This window comes from Echinicola vietnamensis DSM 17526 (assembly GCF_000325705.1).
Lineage (GTDB): Bacteria > Bacteroidota > Bacteroidia > Cytophagales > Cyclobacteriaceae > Echinicola > Echinicola vietnamensis.
The window spans coordinates 1,388,322-1,411,790 of the sequence record NC_019904.1; the positions used below are offsets into that span (position 1 = coordinate 1,388,322).

Genomic DNA, 23,469 nt, shown 5'->3' on the forward strand with positions numbered 1-23,469 from the left:
ATTATGTTGATACCTGTAAAAGTATGACTTTTTTAGTTAGAATATAATAAATTTAACGAAAAATTCAACAACGGCCGAATAATTATATGAATTTCAAAGTTACGGGGGGACGATTTTGAATTTGTTTATTTATCTTAATAAGTTACGGGATATAACTATTTTTTGAATTTCACTTGTTCCTTCGTAAATCTGGGTAATTTTGGCGTCTCTCATGAGTCTTTCTACATGATATTCTTTGACAAATCCATAGCCCCCATGGATTTGTACAGCTTCAATCGTCGTGTCCATGGCGACCTTGGAAGCGTACAATTTTGCCATGGCGCTGGCATGGGCGTATGATTCGCCTTGGTCTTTAAGCCAGGCAGCCTTCCAGACCAGCATCCTGGCCGCTTCTATTTCCGTGGCCATATCCGCTAGTTTAAACTGAATGGCTTGATGCTGACTAATCGGCTTGCCAAACGCTTTCCGCTCCTTGGAGTACGCCAAGGCCAGTTCATAGGCTCCAGCAGCGATTCCCAAGGCTTGGGCCGCTATTCCTATCCTTCCTCCATCCAGGCTGTGCATGGCGTAGGTAAAGCCAAAACCATCTTCTCCAATGCGATTTTCCAGAGGAACTTTCACGTCATTGAACATCAAGGAATGGGTGTCAGAGCCCCTGATGCCCAGTTTATCTTCTTTTTTCCCCACTTGAAATCCTTCCATATCTTTTTCCACGATAAAAGTGGAGATGCCTTTGTGCTTCAGCTCAGGGTTGGTTTGGGCCATGACCAAGTATACACTGGCGGTGCCGCCGTTGGTGATCCAGTTTTTGGTGCCATTGAGGAGGTAATGGTCGCCGTGCTTTTCTGCCATGGTACGCTGGGAGGTGGCATCTGAGCCTGCTTCGGGCTCTGAAAGGCAGAAAGCGCCCAGTATTTCGCCTGCAGCCAAGGGTTTTAGGTATTTCTCTTTTTGCTGCTCAGAGCCATAATGTTCCAGTCCCCAGCATACCAAAGAGTTATTGACGGACATGGCCACCGCCGCGGAGGCATCGATTTTAGAGATTTCTTCGATGGCCAATACATAAGAAAGTGTATCCATGCCCCCACCGTTGTATTGGGGAGCTACCATCATGCCCAAAAAGCCCAGTTCCCCCATTTGCTTAACCTGTTCGTGGGGAAAGGTGGCGTGAGTGTCCCGTTCAATTACACCGGGCAACAATGCAGATTTGGCGAATTCCCGAGCGGCCTCTTGGACGGCTAGGTGTTCTTCCGTTAGGGTAAAATTCATGTGATTTGGGTTTACATTAAAATAGTGTAGGAATATAACGTAAAAAATGATAGGTAGCAATTGCTTGGGATCGATTAAGGGTTTTGGTGAGAAGAGGCCTTTTGAGCCTGCAAGGTCACTGTTTGATCCATCGGATGGTGTGGCTTTGCTGACGATGGGAAATTCGGATGAGGTAGATTCCACTACGAAGTGTTGATAATTTTTCTTTGAGCCTCGAGGATATGGCTTTTTTGCTGCCCTGGAGGGATAGGATTTCCATGCCTTGTGCATCCATGACCTTCCAATCAGCCTGTAAGTGTTCCAGGTTTTCTGGAAGGACAAGGTGGAGGTCCCCATGGTTGTAAGGATTTGGAGAGATGCGGGGTGATGGGCTGGTTTCTGCCGTTCTTTTTACCAGAAAGATTGGCGTGGGTTCTTCGTTGCCCATGGAGGACAAACTGGTGATTTTATAATAACAGTGGCCAAAAAGCGGCGGGTTTTCGTCCACAAATTGATAGGGTAAATCCTCCCCAGCACTGCCTTTGGCCTCGATTTCACCAATGGGCTCAAAGTTATCCACATTGAAGGCTGAGCGATAGACTTTATAGCCTTTTATTTGGCGTTCATCCGTAATTTCCCAATGCAGGACATTGTAATGGTCCACGGCTTTTGCGCCATAAGAGAGCCAAGTGACCGGGAGGATGGTGGCTACCCGCTCGCTACCAATGGTGAACTTATGATTGCTGAGCTGATTGAGACGAACCTTTCTTCTGGCCCATGGCCATCCGTTTTGATCAATGCCAATCCGATGGTTGCCAGCCGCGGGTTCATGATCGGCGACAATTCGCAAGTCATCGACTTCATCGATGATCAGTCCCTGTCCGGAAATGCGTAGGGTAATGAAGTTATTTCCTCCAGTAAATCCTGAAAAGCTGAAATAGCTGTACAATTGATACAGGATCCAAGTGCCATCAGTGTCAAAGAAATCTGCATCGTGATCTACGCCAGGGAGCTGTGTGTACCGGATGGTCAGGTTGTTTCCGGCATTTGGATTGGGGCCGAGCAGCTGGAGCAGCCGTGTGCCCCCCTCGTAGGTATCCACAAACGGAAAACTGGCATTGCTGATATTCAGGTTGTTTGGAGGGTGCTTATAGTGTAGAGCCTCAAGATTGTGCCATTGCCCCACTTCGTATTCATAGCTTCCCAATCCGCTTTGGTTTAAGGTCATGTCATGGCCCCCAAAATCCATGGCGCCAGCTTTCATGGTCATATGGCGTAAAATGGTGAGGTCATCGTCAAACGAGACTGTTCCCATGGGCTTGTCCACTTCGAGATCTTCTATGGAGAGGGCCATGCCGGAGATGCTTTGGTCTTCCGCTCCAATGATGGAGAGGGCTGTGTTATTGCCTTGGATAGGGCCAGTACCATTCCTTATCATGTCACCGGACAGGAAGAGCGTAGGAGGAAGGTTCTTTAGGGATTCACCTTCAAAATATAGGTCATGGTAGGAGGGCTCTGCCGTGCCGGTTAAGGTGTTTTTGAGCAGCTCCTGTATGCCTGACGGGGCGGCATAATGGACTTCTCCCAAAAGGTTAACGTTGGCCGCATGGAGCTCGGGCATGGGGGCATGGAGCACGAGTGTTCCTCCATCAGCAAGGGTCATTTCTTGGGCAGGTTGGGTGCTGGACCTTTGGACGATAGGGGCGTTACAATAGCTTTCCAAGGCAGCGTTTTCGGCGATGGTAAGGGAGCCATAAGCTCCTGTTATGGCGGGATTGGTATTGAAGGAAAAGGTGGCGCAATCCACCCCTGGAATGCCTTCTTGGATTACCGTCCCAGATTCGATGATGATCTCACTGGCTTTTACCGATTCCTGAACAGTTAGGATGGCATCCGGTTCCGGAGCAAAGACCATGGTGTATCGGCTTCGGGTGGACAGGGCACTCCAAGCGCCTTCAGGTATGGCTATCCGGGATGCTCCTTTAAAGACCAGCTTGCTTTCAAGGCTACTGCCGATCCAGTCGATGTTGTTCCAAGTACCGGAGGGGATGCCAGGCACTGCTCCAGAAAAGGCATTGAGGCTTCCATACAGGGAGAGTTCATTTCCATTAATATCGAGTTTTTTCCCGGTTCCCGTTTGAGCATTGAGGTAGAGGGATTTGACAGACTGGTTTTGGGTCAAGGTGACTTCATGGCCAAAAGCTACATACACATCAGAGGTGTTGTCAGGGGCCATACTTGCAGGATTCCAGTTGCTGCCATCATAGACTTCCCAAATGCTGATTTGGTCAAAATTTCCACTGGTAATGGTACGGAAGGCACCAACTTCCTGACCGTTTGCGTTTAAGGAGAATATCCCAGATACTATAAAAATTACGAATATTATCTTGTAAATTCGTTTGGCATAAGTGCTGCCCCATTCGGCAAGGGGAATCGTATAAAACCGTACTAAAAAAATAGACCATCCCATTACCTATAAATATAATCCTGACAATGAAGAAATCCGTCTTGATTTTTACCATTATCCTTTTGAATATTAGCCAATTATATGCGAAAAATTATAGGGTAAGCTTGTTGACCTGTGCCCCAGGTTCAGAATTATACAGTGTATTTGGTCACAGTGCTGTGCGTGTGACGGACATGGAAACAGGCAGGGATTTGGTCTACAATTACGGGACATTTGATTTTGATCCGAGCTTTTACATGAAATTTGCCAGAGGAAAACTTGACTATTGGCTTTCTGTAGCCACCTATGACCGGTTTATGGAGCACTATGCTTATCTGGGGCAAGCTGTAAGGGAGCAGGAGCTGAATTTAAACGAGGAACAGGCCAATAAAATGGTGGAGTTTTTACACATCAACAATCAGCCAGACAATCGGTATTACCGTTATGATTTTTTCTATGACAATTGTGCTACGCGGATCAGGGATATGATGAAGACGGTGTTGGGTGAGCAGCTGGAGTGGAATGATCCGGTGTCTGAAGAACAAAAGACCTTTCGAGACCTTATCGATGAATATGTGTATCCACTGCCTTGGGGGGATTTAGGGATTGATCTGGCTTTGGGAAGTGTGATCGATATAGACGCCAGCGAACGGGAGAAGCAGTTCTTGCCCGATTATATGGAAGCTGCTTTTGGGAGGGCGGAGATTGTAGGTGATGGCCCTACACGGCCCTTGGTAAAGCACCAATCCACGCTTCTGGATGTGCCTCCCGTGGCGATTGCCCCGAATATTTTTAATCCGTATTTTCTGTTTTGGGGAATTGCCATCATGTTTATCGTCATTACGTACATGGGATATAGAAAAAAGCGACTCTTTATAGGATTTGATCAAGCCTTTTTTGGCGTGTTGGCAGTATTGGGAATCGTAGTGGTGTTGCTTTGGTTTTTTACCGAACATACGGCGACCAAGTACAATTGGAATATGTTATGGGCATTTCCGCTACATGGCTTATTGGTGTATGGTTTGGGGATGAGCAGTCCCGCTCCATGGGTAAAAAAGTATCTATTGTTTGCGTTGATCATGGCCGATGCGGCAGTGGTGTTTTGGATCCTGTCTTGGCAATCTTTTCATCCAAGCGTCCTTCCACTGATTTTGGTTGTGATCCTTCGGAGCAATTTTCTTTATTATAACCTCGATAAGTTCAAAGCCCACAAGCGAATGGTAAATAGCTAAAAAACTTTTGGCCTGCTCGAATACGTTAGTGTAAGGATAGAGAAGAAAAATTATGGATTTTAAGATCATTTCAGATTATAGCCCCACAGGCGATCAGCCCAATGCCATCAAGAATCTCTCTGAGGGAATTTCTTCGGGAGAGCCCTCACAAGTATTGTTGGGGGTGACTGGATCAGGAAAGACGTTTACCGTGGCCAATGTGATCCAAGAAGTACAGCGGCCGACCCTGGTGCTCTGTCATAACAAGACCTTGGCAGCACAGTTGTATGGAGAGTTTAAGCAGTTTTTTCCGGATAATGCGGTAGAATACTTTATTTCCTATTATGATTATTACCAGCCAGAGGCATTTATTCCCACGAGTGGGGTGTATATCGAAAAGGACCTGTCCATCAATGAGGAGATTGAGAAACTTCGCCTGAGCGCGACATCCGCTTTGCTGAGTGGTCGGCGGGATGTGATCGTGGTGGCTTCTGTTTCTTGTATCTACGGTATCGGTAACCCAGAGGAGTTTGGTAAGAATGTAGTGAACCTAGAGGAAGGGCAGCGAATACCACGAAATCAACTGCTGTTCCAGTTGGTCGATATCCTGTACAGCCGGGCCAATGTGGAATTTAAACATGGGACATTCCGCGTGAAGGGGGATACCGTGGATATTTTTGTGGCCTATGCAGATTTTGCCTATCGGATTTATTTCTGGGGAGACGAAATCGAGGGAATCCAACGGATCGATCCAGAAACGGGAAAGCGCATAAGTAGTGAAAAGCAGATCACCATATTTCCTGCCAACCTCTTTGTGACAGGCAAGGAAACGATTGATGTGGCGATCAAGGAGATTCAAGATGACTTGATGAGCCAGATTTCTTTTTTCGAAAAGGACATGAGGCTGGAAGAAGCCAGTAGGCTGCGAGAGCGGACAGAGTTTGATTTGGAGATGATCAGGGAGCTGGGCTACTGCTCGGGAGTGGAGAATTATTCTCGGTATTTTGATCGGAGGTCTGCCGGGGCACGTCCGTTCTGCTTGCTGGATTATTTTCCTGATGATTATATGTTGGTGATCGATGAAAGCCATGTGACGGTGCCGCAAATCAGGGCGATGTGGGGTGGAGACCGTTCCAGAAAGGTAAACTTGGTGGAGTATGGTTTTCGATTGCCGTCTGCCTTGGACAACCGGCCGTTAAAGTTTGATGAATTTGAATCCCTGACCAATCAGGTCATTTATGTGAGTGCCACGCCTGCGGATTATGAACTGAACCAGACAGATGGGGTGGTGGTAGAGCAGATTATCCGTCCTACAGGACTTTTGGATCCCCTGATAGAGGTGCGACCCAGTGGAGACCAGATCGATGACCTGCTGGAAGAAATCGACCAGACCATTAAGAAGGGCGACCGTGTCCTGGTGACTACCCTTACCAAGCGAATGGCAGAGGAACTCAACAAGTTCCTGGAGAGGGCTGGGATCAAGTCCCGGTACATCCACTCGGAAGTAAAATCCCTGGACCGTGTAGAAATCTTGCGTGAATTGCGGCTTGGGATTTTTGATGTGTTGGTGGGTGTTAACTTGTTGCGGGAAGGCCTTGATTTGCCAGAGGTGTCCTTGGTGGCCATTCTGGATGCAGACAAGGAAGGCTTTCTGCGGAATGAGCGGAGTTTGGTGCAGACCATTGGCCGGGCAGCCCGGAATGAAAACGGCCGGGTCATCATGTATGCCGATCGGGTGACGGCTTCCATGCAGCGGGCCATTGACGAGACCAAGAGGAGGAGAAGCATCCAAATGGCCTATAACGAGGAGCACGGCATTACGCCGAAGACCGTCATCAAGTCCAAGGATAAAATCATGGGGCAAACCAAAGTGGCAGACAGTAAGAAAAATGCCAAATTCTACGATGATCATTTTACGGAAGAAAATGCTTATGCGGCAGATCCCGTGGTACAATATTTGAGTAAAGAGAAGCTCGAAAAGCTGATTCCCCAGACCCAAAAGCAAATGGAAAAAGCCGCCAAGGAACTCAACTTTATGGAGGCGGCCCGGTTGCGGGACGAGTGGCAGGGACAGAAAAAGCGATTGGAAGAGCTCAAACGAATGGATTGATGAAGAAAATTTTAATGCTATTGGCATTCCCGTTAATTTTGTGGAGTAGCCAAGCGGTTTTGGCACAGCAGGCGGAGGGAAGCTATTTAGTTTCGGGAGCCTTGGATTTGGCCCGTACGGACGCCCCGGGAGTTATCAAGCGCTATCAAATGGGATTGGAGGCCAACTATTTTCACTGGTATAACATTTCTTTTTCCGGTGGTTATGAGTTTAATTATGACCGGCCAAACCAGGTAACCCTGGGCGGGCGGTATTATCCGCTGGAGCCGGCATTCCTGCGGGTCAGGGGCCTTATCGGAAAAGAGAGCGATGTGGCACTGGGTGCAGGATATACCCTAAACTTGTCCTACCGCGTCCGGCTAGAGGGAATGGTAGATTATTATGCCGTGACCAATGTTGCGGGCTTACGGGCTGCCATTGGGATATTGATCAATTAAAATACGTTAGACATGACACTTCAGGAGGTCACCAGGCTGGCGCGCCAAGGTGAAGGGCTACATATCGAATTTAAGAAGAAGGTTGCTCACCCTGAAAAGATCGTCCGTGAAGTGATCGCCTTGGCCAATACCGATGGCGGACATTTGCTGGTAGGTGTGGATGACGATGGAAGCGTAAGTGGCCAGCGATATGTGGAGGAAGATGTTTATGTGCTGAACAAGGCCATTAAGGAAATGATCCGCCCCATGATAGATTATGAACATTTTGTCATTCCCATTACGGAAAAGAAAGGAGTGGCCGTTTACCATTTCCACAAGAGCCCAAAAAGGCCCCATTATCTGTATGAAGAGGGAAGGAAGCGGTCTTTTGTCAGGGTAGCGGATAGGACAGTACAGGCGAGTAAAGAAGTGTGGGAAATATTAAGAAGGGGTAAAAAAGAGAAAGATATCATCTTCAATTACGGCGAGAAGGAAACCAAGTTGATGCATGCCCTTAGCGAGCGAGAGACCATTACGCTCAAGGAATATTCAAAGGTGGCCCGTTTGCCCCGGTTTATCGCTTCCAAGACGCTTGTACGGTTGGTCTTGGCCAATGTCCTACAGGTAATCCCTCAAGAGCAAGAAGATCTTTTTAAGCTAAAGGCAAATTAAAAGCAGTAAGAAAGCCTCCCGGATCACACCGCTGTCTACTGATTTTTGAAGGCTTAATCAGTGGTCATCTGCAGCATCTGTAACTTTTAAACTAATATCCAGGGCACTTGCCAGTCCGGCAGGGAGTAGAAGGATGGCGAAGGGCCTCGCCTCCCTGACCTCCGGAGGAGGGCGCTCGGCCTGACAGCTATTAATTAAATAAACATAATAGAATTGAGGGCTTCAAGCAGATAATTATCTCCAAACCCCATGCTGGAACCGAAGGCTGAAAGCCCAGCTCAGTCCTTCGGTAAACACCGTCTCGATGATGAAAGGGATCAAGCCACTTTTCCAAGGGATGAATGTTGACATGTTCTTATGGAGGAATGCTTCACACGGTTAAATGAAGGTTTCCGCCATGGGTGCTGAACGGCTTTTAGTGGAAATTTATGGGGAATAGGGAGGGCAATGTGGCTAAAACCGGCCATGTTAAATGGGTTGATCTACCATGGGTGAAACCCATGGCTATGGATGTGTTGCCCCTTCGGGGCGAGGCATCGGGTGTGTTACATATCATAACCCTTGTGTTCATTGAAGTTTCCCGAGCAGGGGAGCCATGAAGATAAATCGTAGTCCCATAGAAAAATTACTTGATTCCAAAAGGGGAGGACAGCAATCCTGGAAGTAAAGCCGAGATGGCTTCATGATGCTTCCAGGCAAGGACAAAAAAACCGTCATGACGAATGTAGCGGTGGGGGAATGAAACAGTCTCGTTTTCCAAAAGTGGGACTATCGTGTCGTTCCTTCCAGACTAAGAAACAAGATACCAGAGAGGTACTTGGGATTCTTAGTCTTCGCTCTTCGTCATGACGGTTTGATGAATTGCGTTTAGCATAAGCTAAATCAATAGGTTACCACTGAAACAACTCATCGTTAAGTCGCTGGAGGGCTTCATTTTTATATTTGGTATCCACGAGGATGGAAACATTGTTTCGGCTACCACCATATGAAACCATCCTGACCGGGAAGTCCTGCAGGGCGACGACTACCTCTTTGATCATGCCGGTATTTTCGGCGATCATGTTACCGGCTACACAGACGATGGTCTGTTTATAATCGATTTCTGTATTGCCAAATTTCTCCAGCTCCATGATGATTTCCTTTAGATGGGTGTCATCATCAATGGTCACCGATACCGCTACCTCTGAAGTGGTGATCATGTCGATCGGTGTTTTGTATTTCTCAAAGATTTCAAAAACCTTTCTCAAGAAACCATAAGCCAAAAGCATCCTGCTGGACTTGATCTTCACTGCGATGATCCCGTCTTTGGCCGCAATGGCCTTGACACCTTTACCTGTTTCCTCGGCCGTGATGGTGGTTCCAGGTGCTTCAGGTTGCATGGTGTTCAGCAGTTTTACTGGGATATTGTAGGTTTGAGCTGGCCAGATGGAAGCAGGGTGGAGGATTTTTGCCCCAAAATAGGCCAATTCGGCCGCCTCATCAAATGATAGCTGGGCGATGGGACGGGTTTTGTCCACGACCCTGGGGTCATTATTGTGCATGCCATCAATGTCAGTCCAGATCTCCACCACGCTGGCTTTGATGGCTGCACCGATTAGCGAAGCGGTGTAATCACTGCCACCACGCTTCAAATTGTCCACCTCATTGCGATGGTTTTTGCAAATATAGCCTTGGGTAATAAAGAGGGCATCTTTATCATAATTCTTCAGGATGGCTTTCAGACGGTCGCTGATTTTAGCTACCTCTGGTTCGGAGTTTTCATCGATGCTCATGTACTCCAGTGCTGGTAAGAAAATGGCGGGAATATCTTTTTCTTGCAGCAGCGTGTAGAAAAGCTTGGTAGAAAGCAGCTCACCTTGGGCCAATATGTCCCTGTTGATGGCTTCATTGAAAGAGATCTTCAGGATAATGTTCAGAAACTCAAAATGCTCCTTGATGATTTTTTCTGCCTTTTTACGGCCTGCTTCAGATTCGAGCAGTGCTTTATAGAATTCTTGATAATGGGCGTGCAAGGTGTCTATACGCTCTTTGGCAAGGTCTTTTTTGCCTTCGGCCAAAGCTTCTCCAATCCCGACAAGTGCATTCGTGGTACCGGATAGGGCAGAAAGAACGATGATTTTGCGCTCGTTATCTCTCGTGATCAGGTCTTTTACCTGATGCATTCTTTCGGGTTTACCTACAGAGGTTCCCCCAAATTTCATGATTTTCATGGGTAAGTGGAATGTATGTTAATGGTTTGTTTTGTTGCGGATTAGAATCCCAGCATTTTGATGGCCGTGATGGCGGCTTCATCGCCTTTGTTGCCGTGTTTGCCACCGGCACGGTCCAATGCCTGCTGTTGGTTGTCCGGGGTTAGCACGCCGAAAATCACCGGTTTATTGTACTTCAAGCCTACGTTGGTGATGCCGTGTGCTACAGCGTCACAGATAAAGTCAAAATGCTTGGTTTCCCCTTGTATGACACATCCGAGACAAATGACGGCATCGATTTCTTTGACCTCGGCCACCCATTGCGCTCCCAGTGAAAGCTCAAAAGAGCCGGGGACATTTTTACGGTAGATGTTTTCTTTTTTGGCTCCATGGGTTCTTAAGGTTTCCACGGCTCCTTCGTATAGGGATTCGGTGATCTCTTCGTTCCACTCTGAAACCACGATGCCAAACTTTTTATGGCTGATATCGGTGATGTTTGTGTCAGAGTGCTGGCTAAGGTTTTTCAATGATGTGGCCATTTTCTATGTGTTATATGGTATTTGCTAAATGGGTATAAATACAAAAAGAGTAAGACCGTTTGGCCTTACTCTTCAAATGCTGTTATTTTACTAAAGCATTACTTAGAAGCAAGGCCCTCCAAGCGTGCTTTATGCTTTCGTGCTAAAGTAAATTCGTAAGACTCTGGATAGTTCTTTTCGATCTTACCATAAGTACTGATTGCCTTGTCCACCTGTCCTGCTGCTTCGTAAGCAATGGCAAGCTTGTTTAGGTACATGGGCGTAAAGAACTTATTTTCCTTGAAATTGGCTGCTTTTTCGTACGCGCTAATGGCATCACTTGTTTGGCCAAGCTCCATGTGGGCATCGCCAAGAAGGCTATAGGCTTTTGCCTGAACGAAGAAGTCATCCGCAGAAAATTCCTCCAGATGATCCACCGCTTTTTGGAATTCACCTTGGGTCAGGTAAATCGAACCGGTATAGAAATGGGCAAGATTAGCAGAATTGGTTCCGCTGTAATCGTCCAATATGGTCAAGAAGCCGTCATTGACACCGTCTCCGTTTAGCGCGAGGCCCAAACTGTCCTGCTCGTAATAATATACGGCTTGGAACATATCTGCCTGAGCTTGCTTGTCTTTATTGGCTTTGTCAAACTGGAAGTAAAGAATGCCTGCGATGACCAGGATCCCTACGATGATAATTCCACCAACGACGCGTGAGTTTTTCTTCAAGAAAGCTTCACCTTTTCCCAACGAATCGGCAATAGCCTCTGGGTTTTCGAGCAAATCGTGATCATGCTCTTCCTGATGCTGCCCTTTTTTTATTTCTTTCTTAGCCATTCTTTTAAAATTTCAGTCGCAAATATAGATTATGTTTCATATAATCCCAAAACCTACTGTTTTTTATGCGGCTACAATTTCATAAGGCAGCATTTTTTTCAATAGCGGACGGTTTTTTTGGAAAATGAAGTTCACACCGCGTAAAGAAGAAGGCTAGCCTGTTTCAATGGCTATACTTATTCTTGCCACCTTTGGTTGCTATTTGGCCACAGATCAACACCGATATACACAGATGGAATGTTTAGGCCTTGGCACATCTGTGTTCATCCTTTTATCCGTGGCTTAAAATGCCTTGCTCGGTTAACCCCTCGTTGCAAACGAGGGGTTGTTGGTTAACTAAAAGTGCCACAAAGGCCCAAAAGCACTAAGTGGATGCTTGACCGTAGGCTTAAAGAAATATATAATGGCTTTGTACCTTAGTGGCGTTTGAGTGTCCCGCTAAACAAAGTAACCTATCGCCCACTAATATCGCTTGATCCTTGTTTTTTTCTCCTTTACGAAGCCTTGGTAAGGGGGCACAAAAAAAAGCCAGCTGATATTGGGTTTGTCCCGTGACCAGCTGGCTTTATGTGATTGTTTTGAAGGATTTTACTCCATTACAAAAGGATAATCTTCTTGCATGTAGACATCTTCAAATGCTTTTTGACCGTCAGGCCAAGGAGATTCCTCAGCAAATTTAACGGCATCGGCCACTTGCTTTTTCACTTTGGCGTCGATTTCTTTGATATCGTCTTCGCTCAGGATTTTATTGTCCAGAATGGTTTTCTTTACCTGCTCGATAGGATCTTTTGCCTTGTATTCCTCTACCTCTTCACGGGTTCTGTATTTCTGAGGATCGGACATGGAGTGTCCTTTGTAGCGGTAAGTTCTTACTTCCAGCAAGGTCGGTCCATCGCCTTTTCTTGCTCTCTCGGCAGCTTCAGCGACGGCTTCGTGAACTTCCTCCACGTTCATTCCATCCACTGCAAAAGAAGGCATGTCATATGATTCTCCAAGGGTAGAAAGATCGTCCACGTTAGAAGAACGCTTCACGGAAGTACCCATGGCATAGCCGTTGTTTTCGATGACAAAGATGACAGGCACTTTGTAGAGCATGGCCAAGTTGAAGGATTCGTGGACAGCACCTTGTCTGACAGCACCGTCACCCATATGGCAGATACAAAGGTTCTTGGTGCCTTTATATTTTTCGGCAAAACCGATTCCTAGGCCCATGGGTACCTGAGCACCTACGATGCCGTGGCCTCCCATGAAGTTACGCTCTTTGTCAAAGATGTGCATGGATCCACCTTTACCTTTGGTGGTGCCGGTAGCTTTGCCGAATAGCTCGGCCATGACAGCACCTGGGTCTGTTCCCAACCCTAGTGGGTGGGCGTGATCCCTATAGGCAGTGATCCATTTGTCGTCTTTTTCCAGTGCTGTGATCGCACCGGCGGCACAAGCTTCTTGACCTATATACAAGTGACAAAAACCTCTGATTTTTTGTTGACCGTAAAGTTGGCCTGCCTTTTCTTCAAACCTCCTCATGAGCAGCATGCTCTCATACCAAAAGGTATAGGTTTCTTTGGAGTATTTTACTTTGGATTTAGTGGTTGTCGAACTCTTTTTCGCCATATCGATAGTTATAAAATACGCATTTTTTGGGGCTCAAATATAAATAAGTATTCACTGATTAGCAAAGCCTTTTACGAATCTGGAAAAGGAATCCACAAATATCTGCCTTTGCATCGGTGAGGATCAGGCTGTCTGAAAAGGAAGAAAAACGGCTCCACCAGCGAACGAAGGTGGTTCAGCCCCTTTTCCCTAAAAGCAAGGATAAGGGGCGTTCCGCTATACTAATGGAAGGGAATGACCTAATGTTATGATCAGACTTGTTGCGGAATAGCCGGATTTTGCCTCAGATAGCCCTAGTATTTTTTTGAGCGTTGAGCCTTGGTATTGGCTTTTTCAGTCTCCTTCTTTCTGCCTAAAATCAGGAAAGCCACTTGGGGTCCACTTTATCACCCTTGCACGTGTGGCACGGTTTGGGTCGGATAGCTCAGGGCCTTCGATCTCCCGGTAATCGCGGGCATGGTAGATCATAATGGGCGTTTTGCCGTCTTCAGCTACTGTAAAGGAATTGTGGCCGGGACCGAAACGCTTTACATCAGCATTACTGTAAAAGACTGGACCTGGTGACTTGTTCCAATTTGCCTTTTCGAGGAGGTCTGCTGCTTCATCGATCCATAATAAACCGACGCAGTAATTATCATTGGTGGCACTGGCGGAGTAAGTGACGAAGATTTTTCCATCATGCTTGATCACCGCAGGGCCTTCATTGACATTGTATTTTATCCTTTCCCAATTGAATTCGGGTTCGGTCAGGACAATTTCAGGACCGGTAAGGGTGGTGGCATCTTTCATTTCTGACATGACCAAAGCTGTTCCGTGTTCGCCTCCCCGGACATTTTGGGCCCAGATCATGTATCGCTTACCTTTATGCTCGAAGGTCGTGGCGTCCAGTGAAAAGGACTCAATATCCGTTTTGATCTGGCCTTCTTCTTTCCATGTCCCTTCCATGGGATCTTCGGCATCAGTGGAAAGGGCCCACATTCGGATGTTCCAGATGTTTTCTGCCTCACCAGCCGCAAAGTAGATGTACCATTTGCCGTCCACTTTATGGAGCTCTGGTGCCCAGATATGGTGCCCCATGACGCCTTTTTCATGTTTGGTCCATAAGGTCTTTTCCTCGGCGGTCTTGAGGCCGTTGATGGTATTGGCCTTGCGGAGCACTATTCGATCATAGTCCGGTACTGTGGCAATGAGGTAATACGTGCCGTCGTCTGTTTTGTATACCCAAGGATCGGCACGTTGTTCAGCAATGGGATTGTCAAATTTCAGGTCTTGAGCCAAAAGGTGGCTGTGTAAACCAATGGCCAAGGCCACTGATAGGGCTATTTTATAAAGGTTCATTTTGTGTGTTTTGTTGATCAATTTGGGTAAAGATATCAATATTGATCCATTTCAAAAACATAAAGTGTCAAAAATACACGAAAAATAATTGTAGCTTTGTATAAGGAACGGTTAATAAAAAATATCCCATGGAATCCATTCATACACCCATCCGGCTCTTACCTGAATCATTAGAGAATGTGATCGCTTAGGTGAGGGATGTCCTTGGCACAGTTGGATTCCATGAGAAATCAGCTCTAGGACGACATTACCAGGCTCTGAAGGCAGGGGGGTCGATGCCGTTTAGCCGCAGGTAAACGATAAGGTTTCCCCTATGGTGGACGCCATGGGTGTCAATGAGGTTTTCCACTTGTCTTCTGGTGATCATATTGCCGCCAAACACTTCCACCTCTTCGGCCAGCTCACTTTCAGTCAGTGAGGCACAGGTTTCTGCCACAAAGTCAAACGATTTTTCTACAGCCTCTTTTAGTTCGGCCTTGGTCATATCTTTCTTTTCCATATCGACGCCAGCGTCGCCTTCTTTAAGGAAATTGTTGGTCATCATGATATTGGCACCGGCAATGTGCAGGATCATTTCACGGAAGGTCATGACATCGTCCACAGGCTTGAAATCCAGCTTATCTTCGGGCATGGCTTCTAGAATTTCCATGGTATAGGTTTTCATCGTGTTCCATTTGGAGGAAAATTCCTGTTGGTTGGTCTGGGCCTGGGCATAAATGCCACAAAGCATAAAGCAAAGTGTTAGGGCGATGGGTTTGAAAATGTTGTTCATAATATTTAGGTTTTGGTTAGCATGGTACCAGTCACCATCAATGGACCATTGGTGGTGCAGGGGATCGTATACATCCACTGGTAAGCCTAATTTAATCATTATTCATAAGAGAATGGACAATAACCATCCAGTAAAATGTAAGATTGGGATCATTTTCCTAACTTTGGTAGCATGATGAAACGCGTGATTTTCGGTTTGGGACTCATGGGCATGGTGGCCTGTGGAGAGAGCGAGTATTTGCCAAAGCCAAAAGGCTATAACCGCATTGATCTGCCTGAGCGCGAATTTGTCTCCCTTGATGAGGGGTATCCTTATCAGTTTGAGCGATCGGTTTACAGCGCGGTGGAAGCGGATACATTTAACCGTGCCGAGGAAAACTGGATCAACTTGGCCTACCATTCCATGGGAGCAAAAGTTCACTTGACCTATAAGGCTATCAATCGAAATGAGGCGCGGCTCAGGGACATTTTGGATGATGCGTTTAAACTGACCGCCAAGCACCAAATCAAAGCCTACAGCATTGACGAGGCGGTGACGAAGACCCCGAAAGGCTATGTCGGCGTGGTGGCCGAACTAAGTGGTGAGGTGCCTACACAGTTTCAGTTTTTTGTAACCGATTCTACCGAACATTTTTTACGTGGAGCATTGTATTTCAATACGGCCGTAAAGAACGATAGCCTGGCTCCGGTGATCGAATACATCAAAGAAGACATGGCCCATTTGATGAATACCTTGGAGTTTAAAAATTAAGGTCTGGTTTTTGATGCGTTTTAGTGCCCATTACAAAGTTTGACATAAATATTCATGAAAAGAACGATCCGGTTTTACGGTATCATCAGCTTGGTACTGATAATGGCCTCTTGTGCAGGTTCCAAAAAAGTAAGCCAAGCCCCTTCTCCCTCTCCTGTACCATCAGCGCCACCTGAAGCCAGGCCCGAAAAGCCAGTGGTTCCTGATGAGCGACCTAAAGGCGCTTCCCAGCCTGAGGTCCTGCCCATGTTTGCTGCTCCTGAGCGGGAAATGAGGGGTGTCTGGATCGCCACAGTGGCCAATATCGACTGGCCATCCTCCGGGACGGACAGTTTCGAACAGCAGCAGCGCGATTTTATACAGATATTGGATTTTTATAAGCAGCGGAATTTCAATGCTGTTTTTGTCCAAGTGAGGGCAGCAGGAGATGCCTTTTATCCCAGTAAGCTGGCGCCTTGGTCCCGGTACTTGACCGGAAAGGAAGGTAAGGCCCCAGCTACCCTGATGGATCCGCTTAAGTGGATGGTTCAGGTAGCCCATGAACGCGGCATGGAATTTCATGCTTGGCTCAATCCCTATCGGGCCTCCTTTAACCTCAATGTGGATGAGCTCAGCCCGGCTCATGATTATCATCGACATCCGGAATGGATGGTGAAATACGGTACCAAACTTTACTACAACCCGGGGCTACCAGCCGTACGAGAACACTTAGTGAAGGTGGTCGAAGAAGTGACCCGGCATTACGATGTCGATGGGATTCATTTTGACGATTATTTTTATCCGTACAAAATCAAAGGAGTGGATTTTGACGATAAAGCCGCTTATCGCCAGTACGGTCAAAACCAATCTTTGGCCGATTGGAGACGGGCCAATGTGGACAAGCTCATCCAAGCCGTTAGCAAGACGATTAAAGCCGCAAAGCCTTGGGTGCAGTTTGGCGTCAGTCCTTTTGGCGTTTGGCGAAACGCTTCCCAAGATCCCCGCGGCTCTGATACCAAAGCTGGCCATACCAATTATGACGATCTTTATGCCGACCCGTTGGTATGGATGAAAAACGGTTGGGTGGATTATATTGCCCCGCAGATTTATTGGAGCATGGACTTTCCGGCAGCTTCTTATAAAACCCTTATCAATTGGTGGTCTGAGAATGCGCATGGGACGAAAGTGTATGTGGGCAATGCTTCCTACAAAATCCGCAGCGATGCAGACGAAAGCTGGAACAGTAGCTTTGAGATTCCCAATCAGGTCGCCATGGGCAGGAATGTCCCTGGGATAGCTGGCAATGTCTTTTTCAGGGCCAAGTCCATGATGGGCAATAACCGTGATGTGGCCAACCTCCTGCTCCAGAATAATTATGCCGCTCCAGTACTGACTCCGGCACTGCAAGTGAGTTCTGGCGTCATGCAAAACTTGGTGCCAGCGGTTGACAGCACTCACCTGTCCGACAGAGGGCTGCAATTGAAAATTGCCAATGCTTACCTGTCTGAAGCAGTAGTGCTGTTTGGGTTCTCTCCAAACGGGAAATGGCAACTCATAGAAAGCCAGCGTACAAGTGCTTCCATTGATGGGGAAACCTTCGTTTTTGATAGCTTCATGATCCCCAATTTCCAATACCTAGCTGTGGGCTTTAAGGGGAATTATGGAGAGCTTTCCCAAATGAAAATCTGGAAGCCGTAAGTGCCTTTGGCTTGGTTGACGTTAAGGGATGGAGAAAGCCTGTAGTCTTCCAGGCAAAGCCTACATTGAGCTTAGCCAAACACGTGATGCCATTAGCCATACAGGTGGCCAGCTGCCAGGGCTTCCACCCCTTAACCTCCTCCTAAGCCTCGCATTGACGGCTTTATAATTGAACTGAAGTTTATAGGATTAAAATAGAAAAAGCTGCCCATGTCGATAGGCAGCTTTTCGATTGCATAATTTAGGATTAACTAGAACAGTTTTATTTTATTCCAACTCTTGAAGAGTATGAAGAAACCGATGGCACTGATGACCGTCGCAATGCTTGCGGAAAGGACATTGTCATACAGCCAAAATCCGATGGCAAATAAGGCAGAATAAATGGCCACCGAACCGGTAACCATCAGTCCAATCTCAAATGGAAGCTGCCCTTGTTCGGCCTCTACCTCTGGGTATTTGTTCAGGACTTTTTTCCACCCATAGGCAGCAGGCTTCACTTTTTTGTAAAAAGAGAGCAGCACTTCGTCTTTTTCCGGTTTGGTCACCAAGGTTACCGTCAGCCAAGTGGCCGTGGTGATGCTTACGCCATACAGCAACTTGAGGTATTCCATACCTTCTGGAATATTGATAATATTAAATTTAGGGTTAATAGTCTCAAAGAAAAGGGCGACGATAAAGGAAATGATCATCGCAGAGATTTCCGTATAGGAATTGATTCTCCACCAGAACCATCTCAGGATAAAGATCAGGCCGGTACCGGCACCGATTTGGAGGAGGATGTTAAAGGCTTCCAAGGCATTGGAAAGGGCTAGCGCCAATAGCGCAGCAAGTCCCATAAGCACTACCGTGGAAATCCTTCCGACATTTACCAATTCTTTATCGGAGGCATCAGGTTTTACAAAGCGTAAATAGAAATCGTTCACGACATAGGATGATCCCCAGTTCAGATGGGTAGAGAGGGTAGACATCACTGCAGCGATCAAGGAGGCCAATACAATCCCGATCAGCCCTGTAGGCAGGTAAGTCAACATCGCAGAATAGGCCAGGTCATTGCCGAGCTTGTCAGCAGGCATATGCGGAAATGCTTTTTGCAAGTCCCCTATTTCCGGGAAGATGATCAACGAAGACAAGGCAATGATAATCCACGGCCAAGGACGGAGGGCATAATGGGCGACATTGAAGAACAGGGTCGCGCCGATCGCATTTTTTTCATTCTTGGCAGAAAGCATCCTCTGGGCGATGTATCCTCCCCCTCCTGGCTCTGCTCCAGGATACCAAGTGGCCCACCACTGGATCGCAATGGGCACCAACAGCATGGGGATTACCTCGTTCATATTGCTGAAATCAGGGAAGAACGAAAGTTTATCGGAAACATTCGGGTGGGTGAGCAAGTTTTCCAAAGAACCGATCTGTGGCAGGTCCAAGATATAGATCGCTGCTCCGATCGCACCGGCCATGGCGATAAAGAACTGGAAGAAATCCGTGAGCAACACCCCTTTCAGTCCACCCAATGAACTGTAGATCACCGTTACGATGGAAGCGATCAATAAGGTTTGCACAGGAGTCAATCCAAGCATAACGCCGCCGATTTTAATGGCTGCCAGCGAAACAGTGGCCATGATCATGATATTGAAAAACACACCCAAATAAATCGCTCTAAACCCGCGCAGGAAAGCTGCAGGTTTACCGCCATAGCGAAGTTCGTAAAATTCCAAGTCTGTGGTGATCTCAGATCTTCTCCAGAGCTTGGCGTAGACAAAAACCGTCAGCATACCGGTAAGGAGGAAGCACCACCATCCCCAGTTCCCAGATACACCATTTACCCGGACGATGTCCGTCACCAGGTTGGGGGTGTCCGCCGAAAATGTCGTAGCGACCATGGATACCCCCAGTAACCACCAAGGCATGTTTCTTCCGGAGAGAAAGAAATCCTTTGAACTTTTACCGGCAGATTTGGAGGTAAATAGGCCTATCAGCAGTGAGATGATAAAGAAGGCAGCAATGATGCCCCAGTCGATAGGAGAGATGTTCATAGTCTATAAATGTCTTTTGATAATTTTAAACGGTACTTGCTTACCAGTTAGTGATGACCATTTTCTTTGTAGAAATCAGTTTTATAAAATTTTATACTTAACAAAACCTACTTAACAAAGAAATTTTACTAATGTATTCATTTATTCACGAAATACAAAAAAAGTATTTCGGTGTTCCCAGTTTTCTTTTGCCCAAAGAAAAGAAATATTCACGAAAACATACATTACAACATATATTTTTTATTTTTACATTCGTTTTAATATATAAAATGTTTCAAAATCTTATGAATTTAAGATGTAGGAACTATTTTAAATAAAACAGCTTTAACATAGCTGGCCTGATGAGATAAAGACAATTATGATTTCCAATAATGCGATAGAGAAGGATATGCACGAGAGAATCGGTCAGCTTATGGAGCAGTATGGCCATGACATGCCGAATGTTCAGGTGAGCCGTTATGGCTCGGGTCATATTCACAAAACGTTTTTAGTGGACAGCCAAAAGGAGCAATTTATCCTTCAGAGCTTTAACCAAAAAGTGTTTCCCTATCCCGACCGTATCTCTGGAAACCTGCAGTTGGTAAAAGATCATCTGAAGGAAGAAATGCTGGATTTTCAATTGCCGCTGCCCATGAAGGATGTTTCTGGGGAGCTTTTTTCGGGGGATAAGGAAGGTTTTTACCGCTTGTTTCCCTTTGTACCGGGCGCATGCATTGACAAAGTGGAAAATCCCCAGCAGGCCTATATGGCAGCCCGTGCTTTTGGGGGATTTATCAAGGCTTGTGCCGCTATCAAAGCAGCAGGGATGCAAGAAGTGATCGAAGGCTTCCACGACCTGTCACTTCGCTATCGTCAGTTTGAAAATGCCTTAAAAGATACCCAAGTGACCTTGGCCGGAGAGGTGAAGGAGTGGGTGGATTTTTATAAGAAGCAAGTGCTATTGGTTCGGAAATTTAGGCGTTTTGTGGAGGTGCTTCCGCTACGAGTCACCCATAACGATACCAAAATCAACAATGTCATTTACGCGCATGACTTTAGTAAAATCAACGCCGTGATCGACTTGGATACGGTTATGGCAGGCTATGTGTTTTATGATTTTGGGGACCTGGTCCGTACAGTGGCCTGTACCGAAGAAGAAGGTTCCACTGACTGGGACAAGATCGATGTGGACCTGAGCAAATATGAAGCCCTGCTTCAAGGCTTTGTGGCGGCTTTGGGAGAAGAATTGACCACAGCGGAGAAGGCATCGCTTCCTTTTGGAGGGGAAATGATGGCTTGCATAATGGGGCTTCGGTTTCTTACCGATTACCTCAATGGCAATATTTATTACCCGATCAGCTATCCAGAACAAAACCTTCACCGCGCCAAGAACCAAGGCCTTTTGCTGCAAGCACTGCAAGCCAAGCGGGAAGAAATACAAGTATTGGCCACCAAGGAGCTGGGTGGATAAAAGGGATCAAGCAGAAAAGATAGGGCGTAGCCTATTATCGATGAGTAAATATGTTCATTGTCACTTTTGGTTTCTATTTGGCCACGGAAGAACACTGATACAGGCAGATAGGATGCTTAGGCATTTTAAATCCGTGTTCATCTCCCCAGAAATATGACTTGATCCAAATTAACAGGAATTAAGCCTATATCGATGGCAAAACCCAGGCTAAATAAAAATGTACCCAAGACACGAAGTAGATGCTGTAATCTACACGTAAAGTCATTAATAATTGCTTTGTGCCTTTGAGCCTTCGTGGCGAATCATTATCCTCCTAAATAACAAAATCTCTGGCCCCCAGAAATATTGCTTGATCCTAAATCAATTGGATCAAAGTCCGTTATAAAGTACTAAAAAAGGCTACCCCGTACCCCGGAGTAGCCTTTTTTGATTTTAGACTTGTCCATATGCTGAAGACAAAGTCTGATGTGGGTTATAATCCTTTATTTAGCCCACCACAGTTTGGTTCCTTGCATATCAGGCCCTTGGATGCTGTTGGCATCACCGTAATTTTCAGGGTTAGATGCCTGAAGGCTACTACCATAGCGTAGTCGCTGAGGATAGCCACCAGCGGTAATGGTACCTGGTCCGTAGAGCTCATAATCACTCACTCCAGCTGCCAAAGAAGCGGGGTAACCGGTGTCCCTGACAATGGCCCATGCTTCATAGCCATCGGTATAGTGGGCAATCCATCGTTGGATGGCCAGTTTTTCCAAGTTTTCTTCCATTGTCCCGTTTAATTGGGCCATTGGTTCTTCTGCCAAGTAGGTATCGATGGCCGCATCATCTACGCTCCATACCCGCATGGCTTCTTTGATGCCCATTTGGTAGAGCTCTTGCGCATCACCTGAACCTATGCCCCTAAGTGCTGCTTCAGCTTGTAGGAAATAGGATTCAGCCGAAAGTAATACGGTTTCTGGCGTCGCTGATCCACCTTGATTCTTCTGTTGGATGACCATGTCACTTGGCTTACAGAAGAAGCCAAAAGGCAGCAATTGGGACATTTCGCCACTTAGCCTTACGGGCTGACCAATATAGTTGGTGTTTTCTGGCATGTTGATCACAATGGCATCGCCTTGATCGTCCCAAGTGTAGGTTGCTCCAGCTTCATCAAAAACTTCTTTAAGGAAGTTGGTCCTTTTAGGGAACAGGGTGTATCCTTCTTCATCTTCCGCTTGGTCCGGACGGGTAAGGGTGAATTCACCACCTTCTGAAGGCTTTACGTATTGATCAAGCCTCGGATCGTTGTTGTCTCGAAGGAAGGATACCAATTCTTCACCCACGGTCCAGTCAGAGCCCGCACCGAAGTTGTGCCAGATATCTCCATAAGTGGAGTAATCCCACTGGGAAATTTCCAGGTCCTTAGGAATCAAGGCACTTTCGCCTTCCTCCAGAAGGGGAGCTGCCAGTGCTTCATTGATGGCTGCTTGGCTAAAGTCATCTCCTTCGGCACCTTGGGCCCTCATGGCCATTTTTAGTTTCAAGGTATTGGCAAATCGCTTCCATTTCTGCAGGTCACCGCCATAGATGACGTCATTGTCGCCGAGGTTTTCCAAGGCATCACCTGTGGTGGTGTTATCGCCTATGGCCGCCATGGCTGCGTCAAGGTCAGCAATAATACCCATATATATTTCCTTCTGGGTGTCAAACTTCGGCAAGGAAATATCTTCGTCAGAAAACACATCGCTGTAAGGGATCATACCAAAGGTATCCGTGTAAAGCTGGAAGTAATGGCTCTTTAGGATCAACACAACGGCATGCGTCAGTTCATTTTCAAAAGCGCCACCCGGTTGGGTGAAATCCAAGAGCTGCTTTACCGTGCCCAAGAGGCCGTTATAATGGTCCCAGGCAGCATCGGTATAGGCGACATTATATGAGTACCCTAATTCATCGCTCCACCAGTTGCCGTTTTGACCGAAGGTAAAGTGACCGGCATAGCGGTCCGTATGGATAATGTTTGCTCTCCAGTAGGCGTATCGGGCCGGAATATACGGCCTGATCATCAATTCGGTGAGGAAGTACTTTGCACTGGCATCGTCCTCGCCGATCAAGTTAGGATTGGTGTTCATTTCCTCGAAGTTGGAGGTACAAGCTCCCAAGGTCAATGAGGTCATCAGTCCCACTAATGTAGTTTTATGTAAAATATTCAT

Annotated in this window: 17 protein-coding genes; 7 read left to right on the plus strand and 10 right to left on the minus strand. The window is 46.6% G+C overall.

The genetic code is table 11. The features are described 5' to 3' along the window. Positions 1–129: 129 nt before the first annotated feature. Together ECHVI_RS05905 and ECHVI_RS05910 are read right to left on the minus strand one after the other, a co-directional pair. Positions 130–1,269: an acyl-CoA dehydrogenase gene (locus tag ECHVI_RS05905; protein WP_015265047.1), complete on the minus strand. Its 1,140-nt coding sequence runs from the start codon at positions 1,267–1,269 to the stop codon at positions 130–132. Positions 1,270–1,384: 115 nt separating this feature from the next. Then, a complete protein-coding gene (locus ECHVI_RS05910; RefSeq protein WP_015265048.1) occupies positions 1,385–3,718 on the minus strand; it encodes a T9SS type A sorting domain-containing protein in 2,334 nt (777 codons plus the stop codon). Positions 3,719–3,741: 23 nt separating this feature from the next. Here ECHVI_RS05910 and ECHVI_RS05915 point away from each other — a divergent pair, with 23 nt between their 5' ends. Genes ECHVI_RS05915 through ECHVI_RS05930 form a run of 4 tightly spaced genes read left to right on the plus strand, consistent with a single transcriptional unit; the run spans position 3,742 to position 8,103 of the window. Next, positions 3,742–4,926, plus strand: coding sequence for an Lnb N-terminal periplasmic domain-containing protein (locus ECHVI_RS05915; RefSeq protein WP_015265049.1), 1,185 nt, complete (start codon positions 3,742–3,744; stop codon positions 4,924–4,926). A gap of 52 nt (positions 4,927–4,978) precedes the next feature. Then, entirely contained in the window at positions 4,979–7,015 is a 2,037-nt protein-coding gene (gene uvrB, locus ECHVI_RS05920) for an excinuclease ABC subunit UvrB (protein ID WP_015265050.1), read from the plus strand. Continuing rightward, complete coding sequence (locus ECHVI_RS05925; RefSeq protein WP_015265051.1) at positions 7,015–7,452, plus strand: hypothetical protein; 438 nt, start codon at positions 7,015–7,017, stop codon at positions 7,450–7,452. Before uvrB ends, ECHVI_RS05925 begins: the two co-directional genes overlap by 1 nt. A gap of 12 nt (positions 7,453–7,464) precedes the next feature. Beyond that, positions 7,465–8,103 (plus strand): AlbA family DNA-binding domain-containing protein, encoded by a 639-nt coding sequence (locus ECHVI_RS05930; RefSeq protein ID WP_015265052.1) that lies wholly within the window; start codon positions 7,465–7,467, stop codon positions 8,101–8,103. Positions 8,104–8,993: 890 nt separating this feature from the next. Here the strand turns inward: ECHVI_RS05930 and ECHVI_RS05935 are convergent. The 6 genes from ECHVI_RS05935 to ECHVI_RS05960 all read right to left on the minus strand — a co-directional run bounded on the left by ECHVI_RS05935 (position 8,994) and on the right by ECHVI_RS05960 (position 15,370). After that, complete coding sequence (locus ECHVI_RS05935; protein ID WP_015265053.1) at positions 8,994–10,313, minus strand: aspartate kinase; 1,320 nt, start codon at positions 10,311–10,313, stop codon at positions 8,994–8,996. 41 nt (positions 10,314–10,354) lie between these two features. After that, positions 10,355–10,831, minus strand: coding sequence for a 6,7-dimethyl-8-ribityllumazine synthase (gene ribH / locus ECHVI_RS05940; protein WP_015265054.1), 477 nt, complete (start codon positions 10,829–10,831; stop codon positions 10,355–10,357). A 98-nt stretch (positions 10,832–10,929) separates the two neighbouring features. Beyond that, positions 10,930–11,649 carry a tetratricopeptide repeat protein gene (locus tag ECHVI_RS05945; RefSeq protein WP_015265055.1) on the minus strand — a complete coding sequence of 240 codons (720 nt, stop codon included), beginning with the start codon at positions 11,647–11,649 and terminating at the stop codon, positions 10,930–10,932. Between the two features lie 588 nt (positions 11,650–12,237). Continuing rightward, positions 12,238–13,260 (minus strand): pyruvate dehydrogenase (acetyl-transferring) E1 component subunit alpha, encoded by a 1,023-nt coding sequence (gene pdhA, locus ECHVI_RS05950; RefSeq protein WP_015265056.1) that lies wholly within the window; start codon positions 13,258–13,260, stop codon positions 12,238–12,240. Between the two features lie 333 nt (positions 13,261–13,593). Next, on the minus strand, positions 13,594–14,598 hold the full coding sequence (locus ECHVI_RS05955; RefSeq protein WP_015265057.1) for a glycoside hydrolase family 43 protein: 1,005 nt from the start codon (positions 14,596–14,598) through the stop codon (positions 13,594–13,596). 247 nt (positions 14,599–14,845) lie between these two features. Continuing rightward, complete coding sequence (locus tag ECHVI_RS05960) at positions 14,846–15,370, minus strand: DinB family protein (RefSeq protein ID WP_041739521.1); 525 nt, start codon at positions 15,368–15,370, stop codon at positions 14,846–14,848. 171 nt (positions 15,371–15,541) lie between these two features. On the opposite strand from ECHVI_RS05960, the gene gldD reads away from it, so the two are divergent. Together gldD and ECHVI_RS05970 are read left to right on the plus strand one after the other, a co-directional pair. Continuing rightward, a complete protein-coding gene (gldD, locus tag ECHVI_RS05965) occupies positions 15,542–16,120 on the plus strand; it encodes a gliding motility lipoprotein GldD (protein ID WP_015265059.1) in 579 nt (192 codons plus the stop codon). A gap of 54 nt (positions 16,121–16,174) precedes the next feature. Further along, positions 16,175–17,797, plus strand: a complete 1,623-nt coding sequence (locus ECHVI_RS05970; RefSeq protein WP_015265060.1) for a glycoside hydrolase family 10-like protein — start codon at positions 16,175–16,177, stop codon at positions 17,795–17,797. 251 nt (positions 17,798–18,048) lie between these two features. Here ECHVI_RS05970 and ECHVI_RS05975 read toward each other — a convergent pair whose 3' ends face one another. Next, positions 18,049–19,830, minus strand: coding sequence for a sodium:solute symporter family protein (locus tag ECHVI_RS05975; protein WP_015265061.1), 1,782 nt, complete (start codon positions 19,828–19,830; stop codon positions 18,049–18,051). Positions 19,831–20,188: 358 nt separating this feature from the next. Between ECHVI_RS05975 and ECHVI_RS05980 the strand changes: the two genes are divergently transcribed. Then, on the plus strand, positions 20,189–21,280 hold the full coding sequence (locus tag ECHVI_RS05980; RefSeq protein ID WP_015265063.1) for a phosphotransferase enzyme family protein: 1,092 nt from the start codon (positions 20,189–20,191) through the stop codon (positions 21,278–21,280). A 482-nt stretch (positions 21,281–21,762) separates the two neighbouring features. Here ECHVI_RS05980 and ECHVI_RS05985 read toward each other — a convergent pair whose 3' ends face one another. Next, positions 21,763–23,469 carry a SusD/RagB family nutrient-binding outer membrane lipoprotein gene (locus ECHVI_RS05985; protein WP_015265064.1) on the minus strand — a complete coding sequence of 569 codons (1,707 nt, stop codon included), beginning with the start codon at positions 23,467–23,469 and terminating at the stop codon, positions 21,763–21,765.